Origin of the sequence: Gordonia sp. NPDC062954 (genome assembly GCF_044543825.1) — a bacterium.
GTDB classification, from domain to species: domain Bacteria; phylum Actinomycetota; class Actinomycetes; order Mycobacteriales; family Mycobacteriaceae; genus Gordonia; species Gordonia tangerina.
Genome location: NZ_JBITWL010000004.1, coordinates 119518 through 136837 on the forward strand (window position 1 = coordinate 119518; position 17320 = coordinate 136837).

General features: G+C 69.1%; 11 protein-coding genes and 1 pseudogene. 8 read left to right on the forward strand and 4 right to left on the reverse strand.

Annotated features, from left to right (window positions below; translation table 11 throughout):
- Positions 1–37 precede the first annotated feature (37 nt).
- The 3 genes from ACIGKQ_RS06060 (at position 38) to ACIGKQ_RS06070 (ending at position 5965) form a co-directional block, all read left to right on the forward strand.
- Entirely contained in the window at positions 38–1876 is a 1839-nt protein-coding gene (locus ACIGKQ_RS06060) for a dynamin family protein (RefSeq protein ID WP_396572739.1), read from the forward strand.
- Positions 1876–3354, forward strand: a complete 1479-nt coding sequence (locus ACIGKQ_RS06065; RefSeq protein WP_396572741.1) for a dynamin family protein — start codon at positions 1876–1878, stop codon at positions 3352–3354. Before ACIGKQ_RS06060 ends, ACIGKQ_RS06065 begins: the two co-directional genes overlap by 1 nt.
- 553 nt (positions 3355–3907) lie before the next feature.
- Positions 3908–5965, forward strand: a complete 2058-nt coding sequence (locus ACIGKQ_RS06070) for an HNH endonuclease signature motif containing protein (protein ID WP_396572743.1) — start codon at positions 3908–3910, stop codon at positions 5963–5965.
- Here the strand turns inward: ACIGKQ_RS06070 and ACIGKQ_RS06075 are convergent.
- Both ACIGKQ_RS06075 and ACIGKQ_RS06080 read right to left on the reverse strand, forming a co-directional pair.
- Positions 5949–6428 (reverse strand): hypothetical protein, encoded by a 480-nt coding sequence (locus ACIGKQ_RS06075; protein WP_396572745.1) that lies wholly within the window; start codon positions 6426–6428, stop codon positions 5949–5951. The genes ACIGKQ_RS06070 and ACIGKQ_RS06075 overlap by 17 nt on opposite strands.
- Positions 6429–6496: 68 nt before the next feature.
- Complete coding sequence (locus ACIGKQ_RS06080) at positions 6497–7699, reverse strand: glycoside hydrolase family 3 N-terminal domain-containing protein (protein WP_396572747.1); 1203 nt, start codon at positions 7697–7699, stop codon at positions 6497–6499.
- Between the two features lie 29 nt (positions 7700–7728).
- On the opposite strand from ACIGKQ_RS06080, the gene ACIGKQ_RS06085 reads away from it, so the two are divergent.
- From ACIGKQ_RS06085 to ACIGKQ_RS06100, 4 genes are all read left to right on the forward strand, one after another.
- A complete protein-coding gene (locus ACIGKQ_RS06085) occupies positions 7729–8298 on the forward strand; it encodes a universal stress protein (protein WP_235722805.1) in 570 nt (189 codons plus the stop codon).
- A gap of 136 nt (positions 8299–8434) precedes the next feature.
- The gene (locus tag ACIGKQ_RS06090) at positions 8435–8923 is read left to right on the forward strand and encodes a hypothetical protein (RefSeq protein WP_235722806.1); all 489 of its coding nucleotides are present in this window, start codon (positions 8435–8437) and stop codon (positions 8921–8923) included.
- A 67-nt stretch (positions 8924–8990) separates the two neighbouring features.
- Positions 8991–9191: a DUF2613 domain-containing protein gene (locus tag ACIGKQ_RS06095; RefSeq protein WP_160902062.1), complete on the forward strand. Its 201-nt coding sequence runs from the start codon at positions 8991–8993 to the stop codon at positions 9189–9191.
- Positions 9192–9283: 92 nt separating this feature from the next.
- Positions 9284–13537 (forward strand): alpha-(1->3)-arabinofuranosyltransferase family protein, encoded by a 4254-nt coding sequence (locus ACIGKQ_RS06100; protein ID WP_396572749.1) that lies wholly within the window; start codon positions 9284–9286, stop codon positions 13535–13537.
- A gap of 11 nt (positions 13538–13548) precedes the next feature.
- Here ACIGKQ_RS06100 and ACIGKQ_RS06105 read toward each other — a convergent pair.
- Positions 13549–14691, reverse strand: a pseudogene (locus tag ACIGKQ_RS06105) (acyltransferase family protein); the annotation flags it as partial.
- A gap of 81 nt (positions 14692–14772) precedes the next feature.
- Between ACIGKQ_RS06105 and ACIGKQ_RS06110 the strand changes: the two are divergent.
- Entirely contained in the window at positions 14773–15984 is a 1212-nt protein-coding gene (locus ACIGKQ_RS06110) for a DUF3068 domain-containing protein (RefSeq protein WP_396572750.1), read from the forward strand.
- On the opposite strand, the gene ACIGKQ_RS06115 is transcribed toward ACIGKQ_RS06110, so the two are convergent.
- Positions 15914–17089, reverse strand: a complete 1176-nt coding sequence (locus tag ACIGKQ_RS06115; RefSeq protein WP_396572874.1) for a polysaccharide biosynthesis protein — start codon at positions 17087–17089, stop codon at positions 15914–15916. The genes ACIGKQ_RS06110 and ACIGKQ_RS06115 overlap by 71 nt on opposite strands.
- Positions 17090–17320: the final 231 nt, after the last annotated feature.

Consider the following 17320-nt stretch of genomic DNA (forward strand, 5'->3'; position numbering starts at 1 on the left):
GCCGCGTTCCGTCCGACCCCGTTACCGTGAGAGCACCATGACCGACAGCACACCCGCTCCGGGAGACGCTCCCGCGGGCACCACGTCCGCCCTCCCCGAGTTGCTCGACCGCATGGTCGGCCTCGCGGAGGAGGCCGGGCGCGGTGACCTGGTCACCCGGCTGTCCGGGGCGCGGACACGACTGACCGATCCTCGCCTGCGGATCGTCGTCGTCGGCCAGCTCAAGCAGGGTAAGAGCCAGTTCGTCAATGCGCTGTTGAATCTCGAGGTCTGCTCGGTCGGCGACGACGAGACGACGGCGGTGCCGACCGTGATCGGCCATGCCGCGCAACCGGTTGCGCACCTCGTGGTCGGCGGCGCGGCCGAGGACCGGGTACCGGTCCCGCTGGATCAGATCACCTCCATCACCCCGGCCACCGATCTCGCCGAGGGTCGGGAGGTGGCGCGGCTGGAGGTCGACGCACCGGGACCGTTGCTCGCCGACGGACTCGTCGTGGTGGACACGCCGGGCGTCGGCGGGCACGGGCACCCCTACGCGGCAACCACATTGGGAATGGTGGCGACCGCGGATGCGGTGCTCTTCGTCTCCGACGCCAGCCAGGAGTTCACCGCCCCGGAGATGCGCTCCCTACAGCAGGTCACCGAGTTGTGTCCGACCGTGGCGTGTCTGCTCACCAAGACCGACCTCTACCCGCAGTGGCGGGCGATCGCCGATGCCGACCGCGCGCACCTGCGCACCGCGGGCATCGACATCCCGGTGCTGCCGGTGTCGTCAGCGCTGCGGATTCACGCGTTGCGCCTGCAGGACGAGCAACTCAATACCGAAGCCGGGTTCGTCGACCTGTACCGCTACCTGCGTGGCAGCGTGGTCGCCAACGCCCAGCAGGCCACCCGGGCGACCGTCGCCAACGATCTGCGGGTGGTGTCCGAGCATCTGGCGTTGACCTACGGCAGCGAACTGGCGGGGCTACGTGATCCGGATACCGCGCGCCGCGCCGTATCGGGTTTACAGGAGGCCAAAGACCACGCGGAGACCATGCGTCGCCGCACCGCGCAGTGGCAGCAGACGCTCGCCGACGGGATCGGTGATCTCGCCGCGGACATCGACCACGACCTGCGTGATCGTTTACGCGCGGTGACCCGGGAAGCCGAGCGGGCCATCGACGACGGCGATCCGGGCACCGACTGGGATCGGTTCGCCGAGTGGCTGGCCGATCAGACCGCGGCGGTGGTGGGCGACAATTTCGTCTGGGCGCACGAGCGATCGGTGTGGCTCGCGCAGCGGGTGGCCGCACACTTCGCCGAATCCGGCGACGAATCGCTGCCCGCCATCGACATTGCCGATCTGGACGGGGTATTCGACTCGGTGGCCGAACTGGCCGCGCTGGATGCACAGAAAACCGGACTGAGCCAGAAGCTGCTGGTGGGGATGCGCGGGTCGTACGGCGGCGTCCTGATGTTCGGTCTCATCTCCACGATGATGGGCATGGCGTTGATCAACCCGGTGTCCGTCGGCGCCGGAGTATTGCTGGGCAGCAAAGCCTATCGCGACGACAAGCAGGCACGCATCGTCGAACGGCGCGCCAAGGCCAAGAACGCGGTGCGGGCGTTCACCGACGACGTCAGCTTCCAGGTCGGCAAGGAATCACGCGATCGTCTGCGGGTGATCCAGCGAGTGTTGCGCGATCATTTCACCACCGTCGCCGAACAGACCTCACGTTCGATCGCCGAGTCGCTGAGCGCAGCGCAGTCCGCCGCCTCACTCGCCGATACGCAACGCACGCAACGGGCTGCCGCGGTGGAATCGTCACTGTCGGACGTCGCGGCGCTGCGCCGCGCCGCAGACCGTCTGGAATCCCTCGCGGTGACGGCGTGATGACCGGTGTCGATCAGGCCGCCGAGTTCATCTCGGCGGCACGCGCGGCGGTGACGGGCGACGCAGCGGCGACCGCAGCGGTCGACAGATGCGCGCAACGACTGTCCGAGCCGGTCCGCATCGCGTTGGCCGGCTCCCTGAAAGCCGGAAAGTCGACGTTGCTCAATGCGCTTGTCGGGCAGGATATCGCGCCGACAGATGCCACCGAGTGCACGCGTGTGGTCACGTGGTACCGGCGCGGCCAGGTGGCGTCGGTGTCCGCGCGGGCTGTCGACGGTCGATCGATGTCGATCCCGGTCACTCGCACTGCCGGGCGGCTCGGTTTCGACTTCGGTACGTTGACCGCCGACGACGTCGACCACCTCGACGTCGAATGGCCTTCGCGCGCACTGCACACCCGCACCATCGTCGACACCCCGGGCACGGCGTCGTTGTCTACCGAGTTGTCGGCCTCGACGTTGTCGCTGCTCACGCCCGACGACGGACAGTCCGGCGTCGATGCGGTCGTCTATCTGATGCGTTCACTGTCGGCCACCGACACCGACATGTTGCGCCGCATCGCCGCATCGATCGGCGGCGGGTCTGGGCCCCTCGGCGTGATCGGTGTCGTGTCCCGCGCCGATGAGCTCGGCGCCGGCCGGATGGATGCGATGATCTCTGCCGAGCAGATCGCTGGTCGATTCGCGACCGAACTGTCGCGGACCGGCTTGTGCCAGGCCGTGGTTCCGGTCGCGGGTTTGGTGGCCTTGGGTGCACGCACGATGCGCGAGGCGGAGTTCCGCACGCTGATGGAGCTGGCTGCGGTCGCGCCGGCCGACCTCGAGTCCGCGCTGCTCAGCATAGACCGCTTCCAACGACCAGACCTACTCCCCCACATCGACGCTGCGTCGCGCCGAGCGCTCGCCGAGCGATTCGGGGTGTTCGGGATACGGCTGGGGGTGACGCTGATCCGCTTCGGCGTCACCACCTCGACGCAACTCGCCTCGGAGATGATCACCCGGAGTGGCCTCGCCGAGCTCAGTGACGTCATCGACATCCAGTTCGGTCAACGAGCGGACCAGCTCAAGGCACATTCGGTGCTGGTGACCCTCGACCATGTGCTGTCGCACAACGGAAGTCCCGCAGCCACCGACGTGCGCGCATCGGTCAGGCAGGCTCTCGCCGACGTCCACGGTTTCCGCGAACTCCGGCTGCTCAACACGATTCGCGCCGGCGGGCTGCCGCTGACCGAAGATCAGACCGACGAGCTGAGCCACCTGATCGGCGGCCACGGCGTCGACCCCGCCTCCCGACTCCGCCTCCATCCCGACGCCTCCCCGCCGGAGATCCGCGCCGCGGCCGTGGACGCCGCGCAGTCGTGGCGCACCCAGGGCCGCCACCCACTGCTGCCCGCCGAGGCGTCTGACGCATGCGCCACCGCTGTACGAAGCGCCGAAGGTGTTGTTGCGCAGATCGACGCGTACGCCGATCACCTCTGAGGAACGAACGAAGCCCTTGGTCGCGAGGGGCGACCGAGCTTGCGAGGTCGCGTCCCCTGATCCTGAGCAGCGACCGAGCTTGCGAGGGAAGCGTCACGAAGGGGCCCACCCACGCAACCGTATTCACTTACCAAAAGTTGTCACACCCCACCGCTATCCTGAACCCAACACCTCACCGAACAGGTCCGTCCACACCCCACCCGCAGCACCCCGAAGTTGTCAGACCTGACCGATATTCTGATAGCAGTCCGACTACCCGCCAACGTTTCCCACCGCAAGGAGGAAGTCCATAACTCACTTCACGATCCCTGAGGAGCGTCCGAGCTTGCGAGTCCGCGTCACGAAGGGTCCACCCACGCAACCACACTCACCCACGAAAAGCTGTCACACCCCACCGATAACCTGAATCCAACTTCACCGAACAAGTCCATCCACACCCCACCCGCAACACGCCAAAGTTGTCAGACCCACCCGATAGTCTGATAGCAGTTCGATTCCCCACCAAACCATCCCGATCCTGATACCGCTGCTCGTCGCCGGAAAGGAGTGTCTTGTGTTCACCTTCACCGACCGTGCCGCCGACGACGCCCTCCTAGCCGGCAGCAGCATCGACGAATTGGCGCAACACGGACGCGACCTGTTGCGGCTGAGTAACCAAGCCCAAGCCATCGCGATGCAGATCGCCCGCCAGATCGGGCAATCCACCTACAACGAGCGCCTCGCCGGATACAACGATTTCGTTCCGAACCGAGTCCGCAACGCCGCCGACAAAGCCGCGAAAGGCGAAATCTCACTGCAGTTGGGTATTTCCCGACGTCAAGCCGGCGAATGGGTCAGTCTCGACGAACTACTCGACGAACACCCCAAGATCCGTGACGCCTTCCGCGCCGGAGATTTGAGACCCCACCGGCTGGGTGTGGCCATCCGCGGCGCCGCCACCGGCCCCACCGGCGACCTGCGAGCACGACTCGGCGAACTCGCCGACAACGCCGAAACCACCGACGAACCCGACAGCAAGGATGTCGACGAGAAACTCACCCTCGACCTCGACGACCCCGAATCTGACCTCGATCCCGGCACCGACGGTGACGACTCCGACGGCGACGGCACTGATGATGGCGGCTCCGATGATGCTGCGTCCGAGACCGACCCTGCCGCCACCGACGATCCCGCCGCCGACGATGCCGACGAGGATGAGCCGTGGGATTTCGATGATGTGGTGCTCGATCTGGCCAGCCGACCCACCACCGACACCGCCCTGCGAGATGATCTCGACGCCATCATCATCAGCCTCGACCCCGATCGAGCCGCCGAGACCCGAGACGACATCACCGACCTGTTCGGGGATGTGACGATCGGTAACGAAGCGTTCGGGCACATGACCGTCGATGCCTGCATCCCCGCCGAACACGGCGTACACCTGCGCGACCGCATCAGCGCCCTCATCGGACGACGGGTGTGTCGCCGCGATGGGCGCAGCATCAAAGCCCAACGCGTGGCCGCGTTCGCCGAGATCATCAAAGCTCCCGGCGCAAAGCTGCGCTGCCACTGCGGCGACGACACCTGCCCCACCCGCCAGACCCGCACCAACAACCCAGCACCCGCGACAGCACCCACCCCGAGTGCCGGTGACAGCAATGTCAGCGACTCGGCTGTCGACGAACCCGCGATGGGTGGGCCTGATGCGGCTGAAGAACAGCCGATCACCCTCGCCGACATCGACAATCACAGCGACATCGATGGCGACGGCGACAGCAACGGTGAGAGTGGGCAATCCGACACCGGAATCGACGCCGATGACGAGGCTGAGCATGTCGCGCCCCCGCAACCGCGACGCGACTTCATCACCGCACCCCGTGCCGAGCACGACACCGACGTGGCCGATGCGGAAGCAACCGACGACTCCGACGCGGACATCGAAGACACCACGGCCGCAGAGGCCGAACTCACCACCGATACCGAAGAAGCCGAGACCACCGCAGACGCCGAGGTAACCGACGGCCGTGACGACGACCCCACCGACACCGACACCGACACCGACACCGACACCGACACCGACTCCGACTCCGACCTCATCGTCCCCGGCCTGACCCTGCTACGCGACCCGACCGGTCTCGACCCGACCCGCCTGATGGGCTACGGCGCCATCGATCCGGCCCATGCCGCTCGGATCGCACCACACGCCACCACCATCACCGCCCGCCCCAGCGAAACCCGCACCGCCAGCGGGTTGATCATCTTCGGCAACCGCACACCAGCCCCACCCATCGACCCCACCGGCCACGGCGGGTTCGCCACCCCACCACCCGGAGCACTGACCTACAAACCGTCAGCCGCCCTACGCGCCGAGATCATCCAACTCGACCGACGCTGCCGCTACCCGTACTGCGGCCGACCATCCGAGGAATGCGAACTCGACCACCTACACAAGTTCTGCCATGCCGAACCGCTGGCCGGCGGCTGGACCGTGGCCTTCAACCTCGCACCCCTATGCCGCCCCGACCACGACCGCAAACACGACGGGCCGTGGATACCGACCATGCACACCGACCGCACCATCACCTGGCGCAACGCCCGCACCGGCCAGATCATCGTCACCTACCCGCGCTGACGTAGGCGATCACCGTCGCCACAGCGCCGATCGCAGACCCAACGGCGGGCAGGGGCCACTGGAACAGCGCAGGTAGCCCCGCCTCGGCAACCGCAGATGACGACGGCCCGATGACGATCGCTGCACCCACCGTCACCGCCACTGCCGCAATCACCGCGACCACGAGCCACCCGCGCCCCGAACCCGCGCCCTGCCACAGGCGAGTGCATCCGTAGATCGCCGTCACCACCAAGACGCCTATCAGCACCGCTCCCACACCGAGCGCGATGTTCACCGCCCGCACCACCTCGTCGGCGGTCGCGCCCGGTTCGTCGCGCGCGAGGTCGAGCGACAACACCACGCGAATCTCGTTCAGGTGCAACGCCACCAACACCGCGGTCACCGCGATCACCACGATCGCCGCCGCCCACAGGCCAACCGCAACGACGACCCCGCGACCGCGCACCGGACGTTCGGTGCGCATCGGAGTGATCTGAACGCGAGGACGAGGCGGCTGATCGTGTCGGGCCGCACCCTCGTCGGGCGGCTCGTTCAGCACGTCAGCACGCCCTTCGATCGCAGCACGCGCACCACCGAACGATCCACCCGCTGCTCGCTCAGTCGCTGCGACGCCACCTGCTGCTCGAGTGCATCGAGCACCGCTGGCACGCGGTCAGTCGTGAGCCACAATGCGATATCGGCGCCGGCGCGGATCGCCATCGGAGCAGCCTGCTCGATCGGGTACCGCGCACTGATCGCCGCCATCCCGGACAGGTCGTCGGTGAACACCACACCGTTGTATGCCGGTCCGCCATAAGGCTTTCCGGTCCGCAACATGCCATACGCGCGCGGACTGATGCTGGACGGCGTCTCCGGCCCGGTCAGCCCCGGCACGATCAGATGCCCCATCATCACCGCAGCCGGCCCCGGATTTTGCAGCAACGTGCGATACGGCACCAGATCACTGGTCTCCAGCGTCGACAGCGGCGGCGTCACCACCACGCCTAGATGAGAATCACCCGAACCGTGCCCATGCCCGGGAAAGTGCTTGAACACCGGGGTGATCCCGGCCGACGCCAAACCTTCGGCATAGGCCTGCGCGTACTCGGCCACCACCGCCGGATCGTTGCTGAACGAGCGATCCCCGATCACCTCGCCATCGGCCTCATCGCTCACGTCGGCCACCGGCGCGAAATCGACGGTGACACCCAGTTCACTCAACTGCCGTCCGGTCGAGGCGGCCAACTCCCGCACCTGTTCCGGCGTTCGGGTCTGCGCGAGTTCCCGCGCTGACGGGCTGTCGATACCCAACTCCGACAACCGCGACACGCGACCGCCCTCCTGATCGACAGTGATCATCAACGGGATTCGCCCTCCCCGCGACATCCGCGCCGCGGCACCGCTGGTCAGGATCGACTTGTCGGTCCAGCTACCGACAAAGATCCCGCCGATCTGCTCGGAGTCCACGATCGCCTGTGCGTCCGCGGTACCGGTCACGCCGACGACGATGAGCTGGGCGAGCTTCTGCCGCAACGTCATCCGATCCAGTTCGGCCGCACCGCACGCCACCGGCGTCGGCGAGGCCACGGCCGACGAACTCGACACCACCGACGTAGCGCTGTATGCCGACGTCGCGCTGCTCGTGACGCCCGCGGGTTCGCTGCTCGCACACCCGGCGCTCATCACCGCCACGACCGCGACCGCGATCATCGACACCACGCCACGCACAACGGAACCTCGTGTAGATGAGCCCATGCGACGAGTCTGGCATGTAACCTGGGGCAATGGACGTGGGGTCCGACCCGAGCGCACCCACCACCGCCCAGTCCGCCCCGACCAACGGTGGTATGGACCGGGGTGCCCGCCAGACCCTGATGATCGCCTACGACGGGTCCGACAATGCCGACCGCGCCATCCGCTACGCCGGCCGATTCCTCCGCGCACAGACCGCGTACGTCGTCACCGCGTGGCAGCCCGGTGAACTGTCCCCAGCCCGCCTGTCGACGCTCTCAGGCGGCATGCAGCCGTTCATCGACACCCGCCTCGAGGAAGGAGTCGACCAGGCTCTCGAAGAGGAAGCCGAGACCATCAACCGCCGCGGCGTCCAACTGGCCCTCGAGGCCGGACTCGCCGCGAGAGGTTCACTGGTCGAGGTCGAATCCACCGTGTGGGGAGCGTTGGTCGCCGCCGCCGACGCGCTCGCCGTGGATCTGCTCGTCACCGGCACCCGCGGGTCGTCGGGCTTGAAGGCGCTGCTGCGGTCGAGCGTCGCCGAGCGGGTCCTCAAACACTGCCACCGGCCGGTGTTCATCGTTCCGGCGCAATGTGAGAAGCAACCGCCGGTCACTGCGTAGTGACTCCGCAGCCCTCGCGGGATCACAAGGCGGTCACAAAAACGTGACGTGGCTAACAAAGCACGCCCGGCCGGCGGTAACGCCCATAGCGGACACCGCATCCGTGAACGCCATGTCGTCGTCTATAAGAGGAACCATGTCTGTGCGCCAGTCGCTCCGCCATCGTGTCGCCGCCGCCGCTGCTGCCGTCGCCATCACCGGCGCCGGGGTCGTCGGCCTGACCACTGCCGCCGCGGGAGAAGCCGCCGCCGCCACCGAGTACCGGATGACCCAATGCCTGGGGCTGAGCCCCAACGTCGTCGACGTCCCGTTCATGCCGAGTCGCGCGATCGTGGCGCAGTACGCCGGGAAGACCTACATCGCCGTCGACTTCACCAGCTACTGGATCGGCGTCGGCTACCGCTCCGACGCCCGCCTCGACTGGCACAACACCCGCACCAACAAGCGCGGCGTGCTGCGGTCGACGACGCACATCAGCCCGCCGTATCAGGGTGTGCACAACTTCGTCGTCAACACCTCCGCGATCGGCACGGGCCGCGTGAACATCACCTTGAACGCGACCAACAGCAACGCACTCTGGGCGATCCCCGCCATCGCATGCAACGGATCGATCGTGATCCGCTGACCGGCCCACCGGAACCACGCGACCACGGTGACCGTCGTCATCACCGGTCGATGGTAGTTTCGTCGCCATGACCAACAACCGTCTCGTCGCCGGCGCCGTGGCCGGGGTCGCCGGCATCGTGGTGGGTCTCGGCGCGGTGTTCCTCGGCGGATTCCTGTCCACCGAGACCAGCCCGTCGACGGACGTGAACAGCATCAACCCCAACAACGGGTTCGTGCAGGGCTCGGTCGACTACGGCTCACGCGGCGATTCCGGGTCCGACAACTGACCTTCGGGCGGCCCTCCCTGACGCCTATCACGCCAGCGGTACATCGCTCCTCGACGCCCCAGGACGCCACGCTCTCCCGCCGCGGCATCGCGGTGGCGGCGTTGTGCTCGTTGATCATCTCGTTCCTGCAATCGCCAGGGCGGATCTCGGCCGACACCAAACTCGACCTCACCGCCAACCCAATCGGGTTCCTCGCCCGCGCCGCCCACCTGTGGTCTGCGAACGCGCCGCTCGGCCAGGTGCAGAATCAGGCCTACGGCTACTTCTTCCCGCACGGCGCGTTCTTCGCGCTCGGCGACGTCCTGCACCTCCCACCCTGGGTGATGCAACGGCTGTGGTGGGCCATGCTGCTCGTCATCGGGTTCGTCGGCATCGTCCGACTCGCCGAGGCGATGCGCATCGGTTCCCCCGGCTCCCGGGTCATCGCCGGCATCGTGTTCGTGCTGAGCCCACGCATCCTGACCACCATCGGCTCGATCTCATCGGAGACGCTGCCGATGGTGCTGGCCCCGTGGGTGCTGATTCCGATCATCCGGATACTCGCCCCCGCCCCCGACCGCCCGCTCTGGCGGGCCGGTCTCCAGTCGGCGGCCGCCGTCGCTCTGATGGGCGCGGTCAACGCTGTGGCCACCCTCGCCGCACTCGGTGTCGCGGCGCTGTGGTGGCTGCTGCATGCGCCGGCACTGTCCACGGTCCCCGCGCGCCGCTGGTGGCGCTTCGGCGCGTGGTGGGCCCTCGGCCTGACCATGGCCTGCGCCTGGTGGGTGATCCCGCTGCTCATCCTGTCGCGAGTCAGCCCGCCGTTCCTCGACTTCATCGAATCATCGCGGGTCACCACCGAATGGACGTCGCTGACCGAGGTGTTGCGCGGCACCAGCTCATGGACCCCGTTCGTGTCGCCGGAACGTGTCGCCGGCGCCGTGCTGGTGACCCAGCCCGCCGCGGTCCTGGCAACCGGGGTCCTCGCCGCCGCCGGACTCGCCGGGCTGTGCATGCGGCGGATGCCCTTCCGCGGACGATTGGTGGCGGTGCTGGCCGTCGGTCTGCTGCTGATGTGTGTCGGTTACGCCGGCGAACTCGGCTCCCCCATCGCCGAACCCGTGCGGGTGTTCCTCGACGGCAGCGGCGCCTTCCTCCGCAACATCCACAAGTTCGAACCGTTCATCCGCATCCCGCTGGTCCTCGGCATCGCGCATCTGCTGGCCCGCGTGCCGCTGCCCGGCACCACGTCGGTTCGCGACACCGCGGCTTCCTTCGCCCACCCCCAGCGGTCCCGGCCGGTGGCCGCGGCGATCGTCGTGGTGGTCGCCGCCATCGGCGCCGGTTCGCTGATGTGGACTGGCCAACTCGCGCCCGCGGGCACCTACAAGGAGATCCCCGACTACTGGCGTGCCACCGCGAACTGGTTATCGGCCCACAGCACCGACCCCGACACCACCGCCCCCACCCGCACACTCGTGGTGCCGGGGGCACCATTCGCCGACCAACTGTGGGGACTGACCCGCGACGAACCGCTGCAGCCGCTCGCCGACACCCCGTGGGCGGTGCGTGATGCCATCCCGTTGACCCCGCCGGGCGCCATCCGCGCCCTCGACTCGGTACAACGCGCGATCGCCGACGGCCGCGGCTCCCCCGGCCTCGCCGCCACCCTCGCCCAGCAGGGCATCGGCTTCGTGGTGCTGCGCGCCGACCTCGACCCCGACACGTCGCGCTCGGCCCGCCCGCTGGTCGCCCAGCAGGCCCTCGACACGTCACCGGGACTCGACCGGGTGGCCACCTTCGGCCCCGACGTGGGGCCGGCAGCCGTACCGGGTGTGGTGCGGGACAATGGTTTACGCCCACCGATGCCGGCCATCCAGATCTATGCCGTCAACGCCGACACCGGATTCCCCGGCACCGGACCGGTCCTCGTCAACGCCGACGCCACCCCACGGGTGGCAGGTGGACCGGAGGCGCTCGCTGCGGTCCAGGAACAACGGGCACGCACCGGGAACCCACCGATGGGACCGGCCCTGCTCGCCGCCGACGCCCGCCACGCCGGACTCGGCGACGGCCCCGGCGTCCTCATCACCGACACGCCCACCGACCGCGAAACCGACTTCGGTCGCGTCGACGACCACAGTTCCGCCATCCGCGCCCCCGACGACCCGCGGCGCACCCAGAACGCCGTCGCCGACTACCCCGTCGACGGACAACCCCTGGTGCATGGCGAATGGCTGCTGAACAACCAACCCGGCCAAGTTCGCGTCACCACATCCGGGTCTGCCTCCGACGCAACCCAACTGGGCCAGACATCGCCGGCCAACTCGTCGGCGGCGGCCTTCGACGGCGACCCCGACACCGCCTGGGTCTCCGACGGCCTCGACTCCGCGGTCGGCAAGTGGTTGCGACTCGACTTCACCGAGCCACGTTCGGATCTCGCGGTCACCCTCACCACCGCGCCGGCGCTGGGCTCCGACGTGTCGGCCATCCTGGTCAGCACCGAGTCGGGCAGCGCTGTCACCCAGAACGTGGAACCGGGCACCCCGGTCACGGTGACCGCTCCCAGTGGCCCGACCCGCTGGGTACAGATCCGGGCGATCAGTACCGCCGACGGCAGCGCAGGCAACCAGTTCGCTCTCGGCGAGGTGTCAGTCGCCGACCTGGCCTCCCGCACCCCGCTCACCATTCGGCACCGCGTCACACTGCCCGACCTGCCCTCCGACACCACCGTCTCGGGTTGGCTGCTCACCCAGGAACTCGGCGGCCGCTCGACCTGCGTCGCCGACGACACGGCCGTGCGCTGCGCACCCGGCCTCGGCCTGGCGCCGGAGACACCTGGGATCGTCACGCGTGCCCTGTCGGTGCCCGCCCCGGTCACCGTGGACCCGACGGTCGTGCTGCGGCCGAAATCCAGCGATGCGTTGCGCGCGTTGATCCACACCCCCGGCCAGGTCACCGCAGACGGCCCCACCGCCGTCGACGATCCGCGCGGCAACGCGAGTGCCGCGGTGGACGGTAACCCCGAAACCACCTGGACCGCACCCGAACCCGCCACGCGTTCCGACGACGAGGAGGCCGACGACCCCGAGCTCGTGATCCGGCTACCGCAGGCCCAGCGTGTCGAGCGCCTCAGACTGATTCTGCCCGAACGATATCCGGCTGCGCCGCACCGCGTCACCGTCGACCTCGGCACAGGCACCCAGGCACGCACCGTCGGCCGCGACGGCATCGTCGACCTGGCGCCGGCGGTGACCGACCGGATTCGGTTGACCGTCACCGAGACCACCGACCTCATCGACGTCAACAGCCTCGGATTCGCCCGCGCCGCCCCGGTCGGGATCAGCGAAGTGCAGATCCTGCCCGGCCCGCAGCCGACCCCCGACGACGACCGGGTGATCGACATCGGCTGTGACGCCGGCATCGGGTTGACCGTGTCCGGTCAGGTGATCGGCCTGTCGGTGCGCATCACCGCCGGCGATCTGCGTGCGGGCCGTCCCGTCGTCGCCACACCCTGTACCTCCCAACCGGTCTCGCTGCCCGCGGGCGAACAGGAACTGTCGGTCAACCCCGGCCCGGCATTCAGCGTCGACCAGGTCTCCTTGCCGGTGACCGACCGGTCCGACGTCGGCACATCGCGCGCGCCCGTACCCGCCGACGTCACCGACTGGTCGGACACCCACCGCGGTGTCGCGGTCGACGCCGTCGACCGCGACCGCATCCTGGTGGTGCCGGAGAGCATTAACCCCGGGTGGCAGGCCTCACTCGACGGCCGCGAGCTGGCCCCGGTGGTGGTGAACGGCTGGCAGCAGGGTTGGGTGGTGCCCGCGGGTGCGGCCGGTTCCATCGACCTCACATACCGGTTCGACTCGCTCTACCGCTGGTCGCTCGGCCTCGGGCTGGCCCTGACCGCGCTGCTGTTGCTGCTCGCCTGGTGGCCACGGCGCACCTCGGACCACCCCCACCCGCAACCGTTCACCGGCCCCAGCCTCTCGGAGTCCTGGCTCACCGGCGCGGCCGCGGTGTCCTGGCTGGGCGCGGCGTGGTTGCTCGCCGGCTGGGCGGGTCTGATGGTCGCGGTGCTGACCGGCGTGATCACCCTGAGCCTGCGCCCACCGGTCACGGTGACCCTCGTGTTCGCCGCGATGGTCGCCGCCACCCTCGGCCTCGCGAGCGGGCCCTGGCACGCCTCGACCGGCTACACCGGCTTCGACTGGTGGGTTCAGTTGCCCGCGTTGATCGCCGTCTCGTCGACGGTCTTCTCGGCTGTGTTCGGCGACGAATCCGGCTGGGCCCGGCGACGATTCGCCCGTACGCTCTCCCAGGTGCGCAGCCGCCGACGAGCCGGTTCCTCGATGAAGGCGTAACTGGCCGCCGACACCCCGATCGTCAGGGCCAGGGTGATGGCCCACACGAGCACGAAATCGCCGTTGAACGGCACAATCCCGAACAGCGGAAACACTGCGGCCAGCACCGCGAGATGCCAGATGAAGATGCCGTAGGACCAGCGGCCCAACGCCAGCATCACCCGCGAGCACAACAACCGGAACGGCCCCGCCGACAACACCAGTGGCGCGAGCACCGCGAACCCGCAGATCGCACCGAGGACCATCTTCACGGCGAACTGCCAGGGCGCGAGATCACCCAGGCCGGTGGGGCCGGCGATCGGCGTGCAGGCCAGCACGTAGGCGACGAGCAGCAGCGCGGCCATCACCCACCGCCGGGCACCGATTCCGACGACCACCCGCAACCAGCGAGGCACCGGCCGACGGGCGTCGAACTCGATGGCGCCGACCATCTCCGCGAGCACCAGACCGGCCAAGAACCACGGCAGATGCCCGAACACCCAGTTCTTCGGTTCCACCCCGGCGGCCACCGGTAATACCATCGCGAGCCAAGCCCACCCGAGGCTGAGCGCCCCGAGACCGAACAACACCGGTATCCGCCACCCGATCCGCCCGCTCCCGGCACCGTCGGCGACGCGCAGCCGCACCATCGCGAGCCCGATCACCGGCAGCAAGGCGTAAAAGGCGACCTCCACCGACAGACTCCACATCTGGGTGAGCCCCGCCGTCAACGACAGCGGCACGAACACCTGCGTCAGGGTGAGGTTGGCCAACCACACCGTGAGGTCGGCGCCCTTGGCGTCGGGCAGCAGGGTGAGCACCACGAACACCACCACCACATACGCCGGCCAGATCCGCACCAGCCGATGGAGCAGATAGCGGCGCACCCGCGGGCGCGGCACGGCGCGATGTGCGGCGGCCACCCACGGCCGCCACAGCAGAAAACCGGACAGTCCGAAGAACAACGCCACCGCCAGATCGAGGCGACCCAGCAGCGGACCCAGTACCGGGAGCTCCACCGCCCGCGTCTGGAAGGCGACATGGGTGGTCAGCACGCCGATCGCCGCAATCGCCCGCATTCCCTCGAGCTGGCCGAAGAACCGACGCACCTCGCGGGCAGCCGTCGGCGCGTCGGACGCGGAAACGACACTGGTCGGGGGATCGATACTGCTCATGCTGGTCACTCAGGGTAGCCGGACGTCACACAGCGGGTCACGCCTACGGCGCCGGCACAGCCGGTCAGTACGCTCGCCCCTATGTCGTCGCCCGGCCCCCACGGTGTGCAGCCCAGCCGTCTGCAGACCACCGATCTCATCGGACCGGTCCTGCTGTTCGTGGGTGGCTTCCTGCTCGCGGCCGCGATCGCACTGCCCACGGTGTTCGTCGACGGTCTGCGCACCATTCCGCTGTCCACCGACGTCACCACCACGGCCCTGAGCACCGGCACCGGTGACGCGGAGTCGGCGCAGGTGTTCGACCGGTGTTCGCTGGCCACCGCGTCGGCGCGGGTCGTCGGCGCCGACCTCGTCCGGCAGCAGCGGTTCGTCGCGGTCCAGCCGTCCGACGCCGACCGCGTCACCCTGCAGGCGGGCACATCCATCCAGGCCGACTCGCTGAGGGTCGACGACCGCGAGGTGGATCCGCAGGCCCCGCGCCCCGGCAGCGACACCGAGCCGCCGGCCGGGCAGGCCCCGTGCACCGATCCGACCGTGGGCGCCGTCCGCGACCGCATCACCCTCGACCGCACGTCGGCGCTGCCCGACCTGGGTCCCACGAGCGGACAGCCCGGCAGTTCCGAGATCCAGTACGACAGCAATGCCGCCCCGATTCGCGTCCCCGACCGCACCGGCTACACCTATCTGCTGCCGTTCGGGGTCTCCGACACCGAACACACCTGGTTCGACGTCATCACCCGGCGCACGGTGCCGCTGCGCCCGGCGGGCACGACGACCGTGCACGGCCGCGACGCCACCCGCCTCGTCGCCGACGTCCCCGACACCGACCTACATCAGATCAGCGGCGATGCGCAGAGCGCCCCGCCGACGATCATCACCCGGCCCGCCTCGTGGTTCGGGGTGCCCGGTGTCGACCCGGCCCGCGAACTGACGGCCACCCTGCACCACAGCGCCCGCACCGAACTGGCCGTCGACACCGCCACCGGCACCATCCTCGACGAGCAGATCACCATCGAACAGAGCTACCGCTTCATCGACACCTCGCTCCCGGATCAGCGGCTGACCGCGTTGTCGGCGAGCTTCGGCTACGACGACCCGACCCAGGCACGGATGAGTGACCGCGCGACCTCGTTGAACACCCCGATCACCATCTGGGGTCGCGTCGTGCCGATCCTGGCCGCCCTCGCCGGGCTGGCGGCCATCGCGGCCGGCCTGATGCTCATCACTCGCGGCTGGCCGCCCCGACGACCTCGTCGACCCGCTGCGCACGCAGACCCCACACCGTCGTCGTGACCGCGGCGATCGTCGCCGCGGTCGCCGCCGTGGCCGCGAGCGCCACGATCGTGTCCACCGCGCCCACGATCACCGCGATCTCGGCGGCGACCACCACCCACGTGACCGCGGACACCCCGGTCGCCGAGCGGGCGATCGCCGACAGCAACGCCACCTGCAGGACGGCCAGCATCGCGCCGGTGTAGGCGAACAGCCACAGGATGGGCACCAGCGGCTGGTAGTCGGGGCGCACCAGCACCGGTACCAACGGTCCGGCCAACCCGGCACCCACGGTGAGGATCACCCCGATCAGCGCCACCACCCCGACCGCATGCACCAGGGAGCGCCGCGACGTCGCCGGGTCCGCCAGGCGGGGATAGAACACCACCCCCACCGCCTGCGGCAGCCAGAACGCCACCTTGGTCGCGATCGCCCCCAACGCGTAGATCCCCGCGTCGTCGGGCGAGAGCACCGTGCGCGACAGCAGCAGGTCGACCGACGCCGCCACCACCAGCACCAACTGCACGCCGGAAGCCTGCACCACGCCGAGCAGTCCGATACCGCCCGAGCCGAGTGCAGTCCTGCCCGGTGTCGGCGAGCCGATCGGAGCCACCCGGGTCGCGTACAGCACCACCACCGCGGCGACCGCGATGCCCGACGCGCTGGCCGCCAGCGCTCCGGCGGGACCGGCACCGACGGCCAGTGCAGCGATCAGCGGCGCCGTGCGCAACACGCCGACCGCCGCGAGTACCCAGCCGAGCAGGCGGAACTGCTTGTGCCCCTGCAGTATTCCCTGACCGGCGCCGATAACGGTGAGCATCGGCGCCGCGACGAGGGCCGCCGAGGTGGTGTCGATGCTCATCGAGGTGACCCACGCAGTCGGGACGATGGCGACCACCACCAGTACGCAGACGGCAATCGTCGTCTGTACCGTCACGCGACGAATCCGGCGCGGATCGGCGTGGTGGACCACGGCGCGCGCGACCACCGCCTGCAAGGCCAGCGCCGCGACGGTCAGCACGAGCATCGCGGTGAGGCCGACGGCGAGTTCGCCGTATTCGGCGGTGTCGAGCCACCACCGGCTCGCGGTGAGGTGGATGAGATAGGCACAGACGTTGGCGACCATCGATCCACCCGCCACCCAGCCCAGCGCCCCGGCCACACCCGAGCGCTCGGCCCTGGCCGTCGTGACGTCAGCCGACCCGAGAGCACGCCGATCGTGTCCAGCGATGCGGTCGTCGTGCCCGGCCATGGCCTCAAGTGTGCACGTCGCGTCCGGCAAGCCGGGGACGGCACGGTGTTTTGCACGCCGCACGCGCGATAGGCAACGATGGTGAGGTCCCATCCGCCGCCGCAG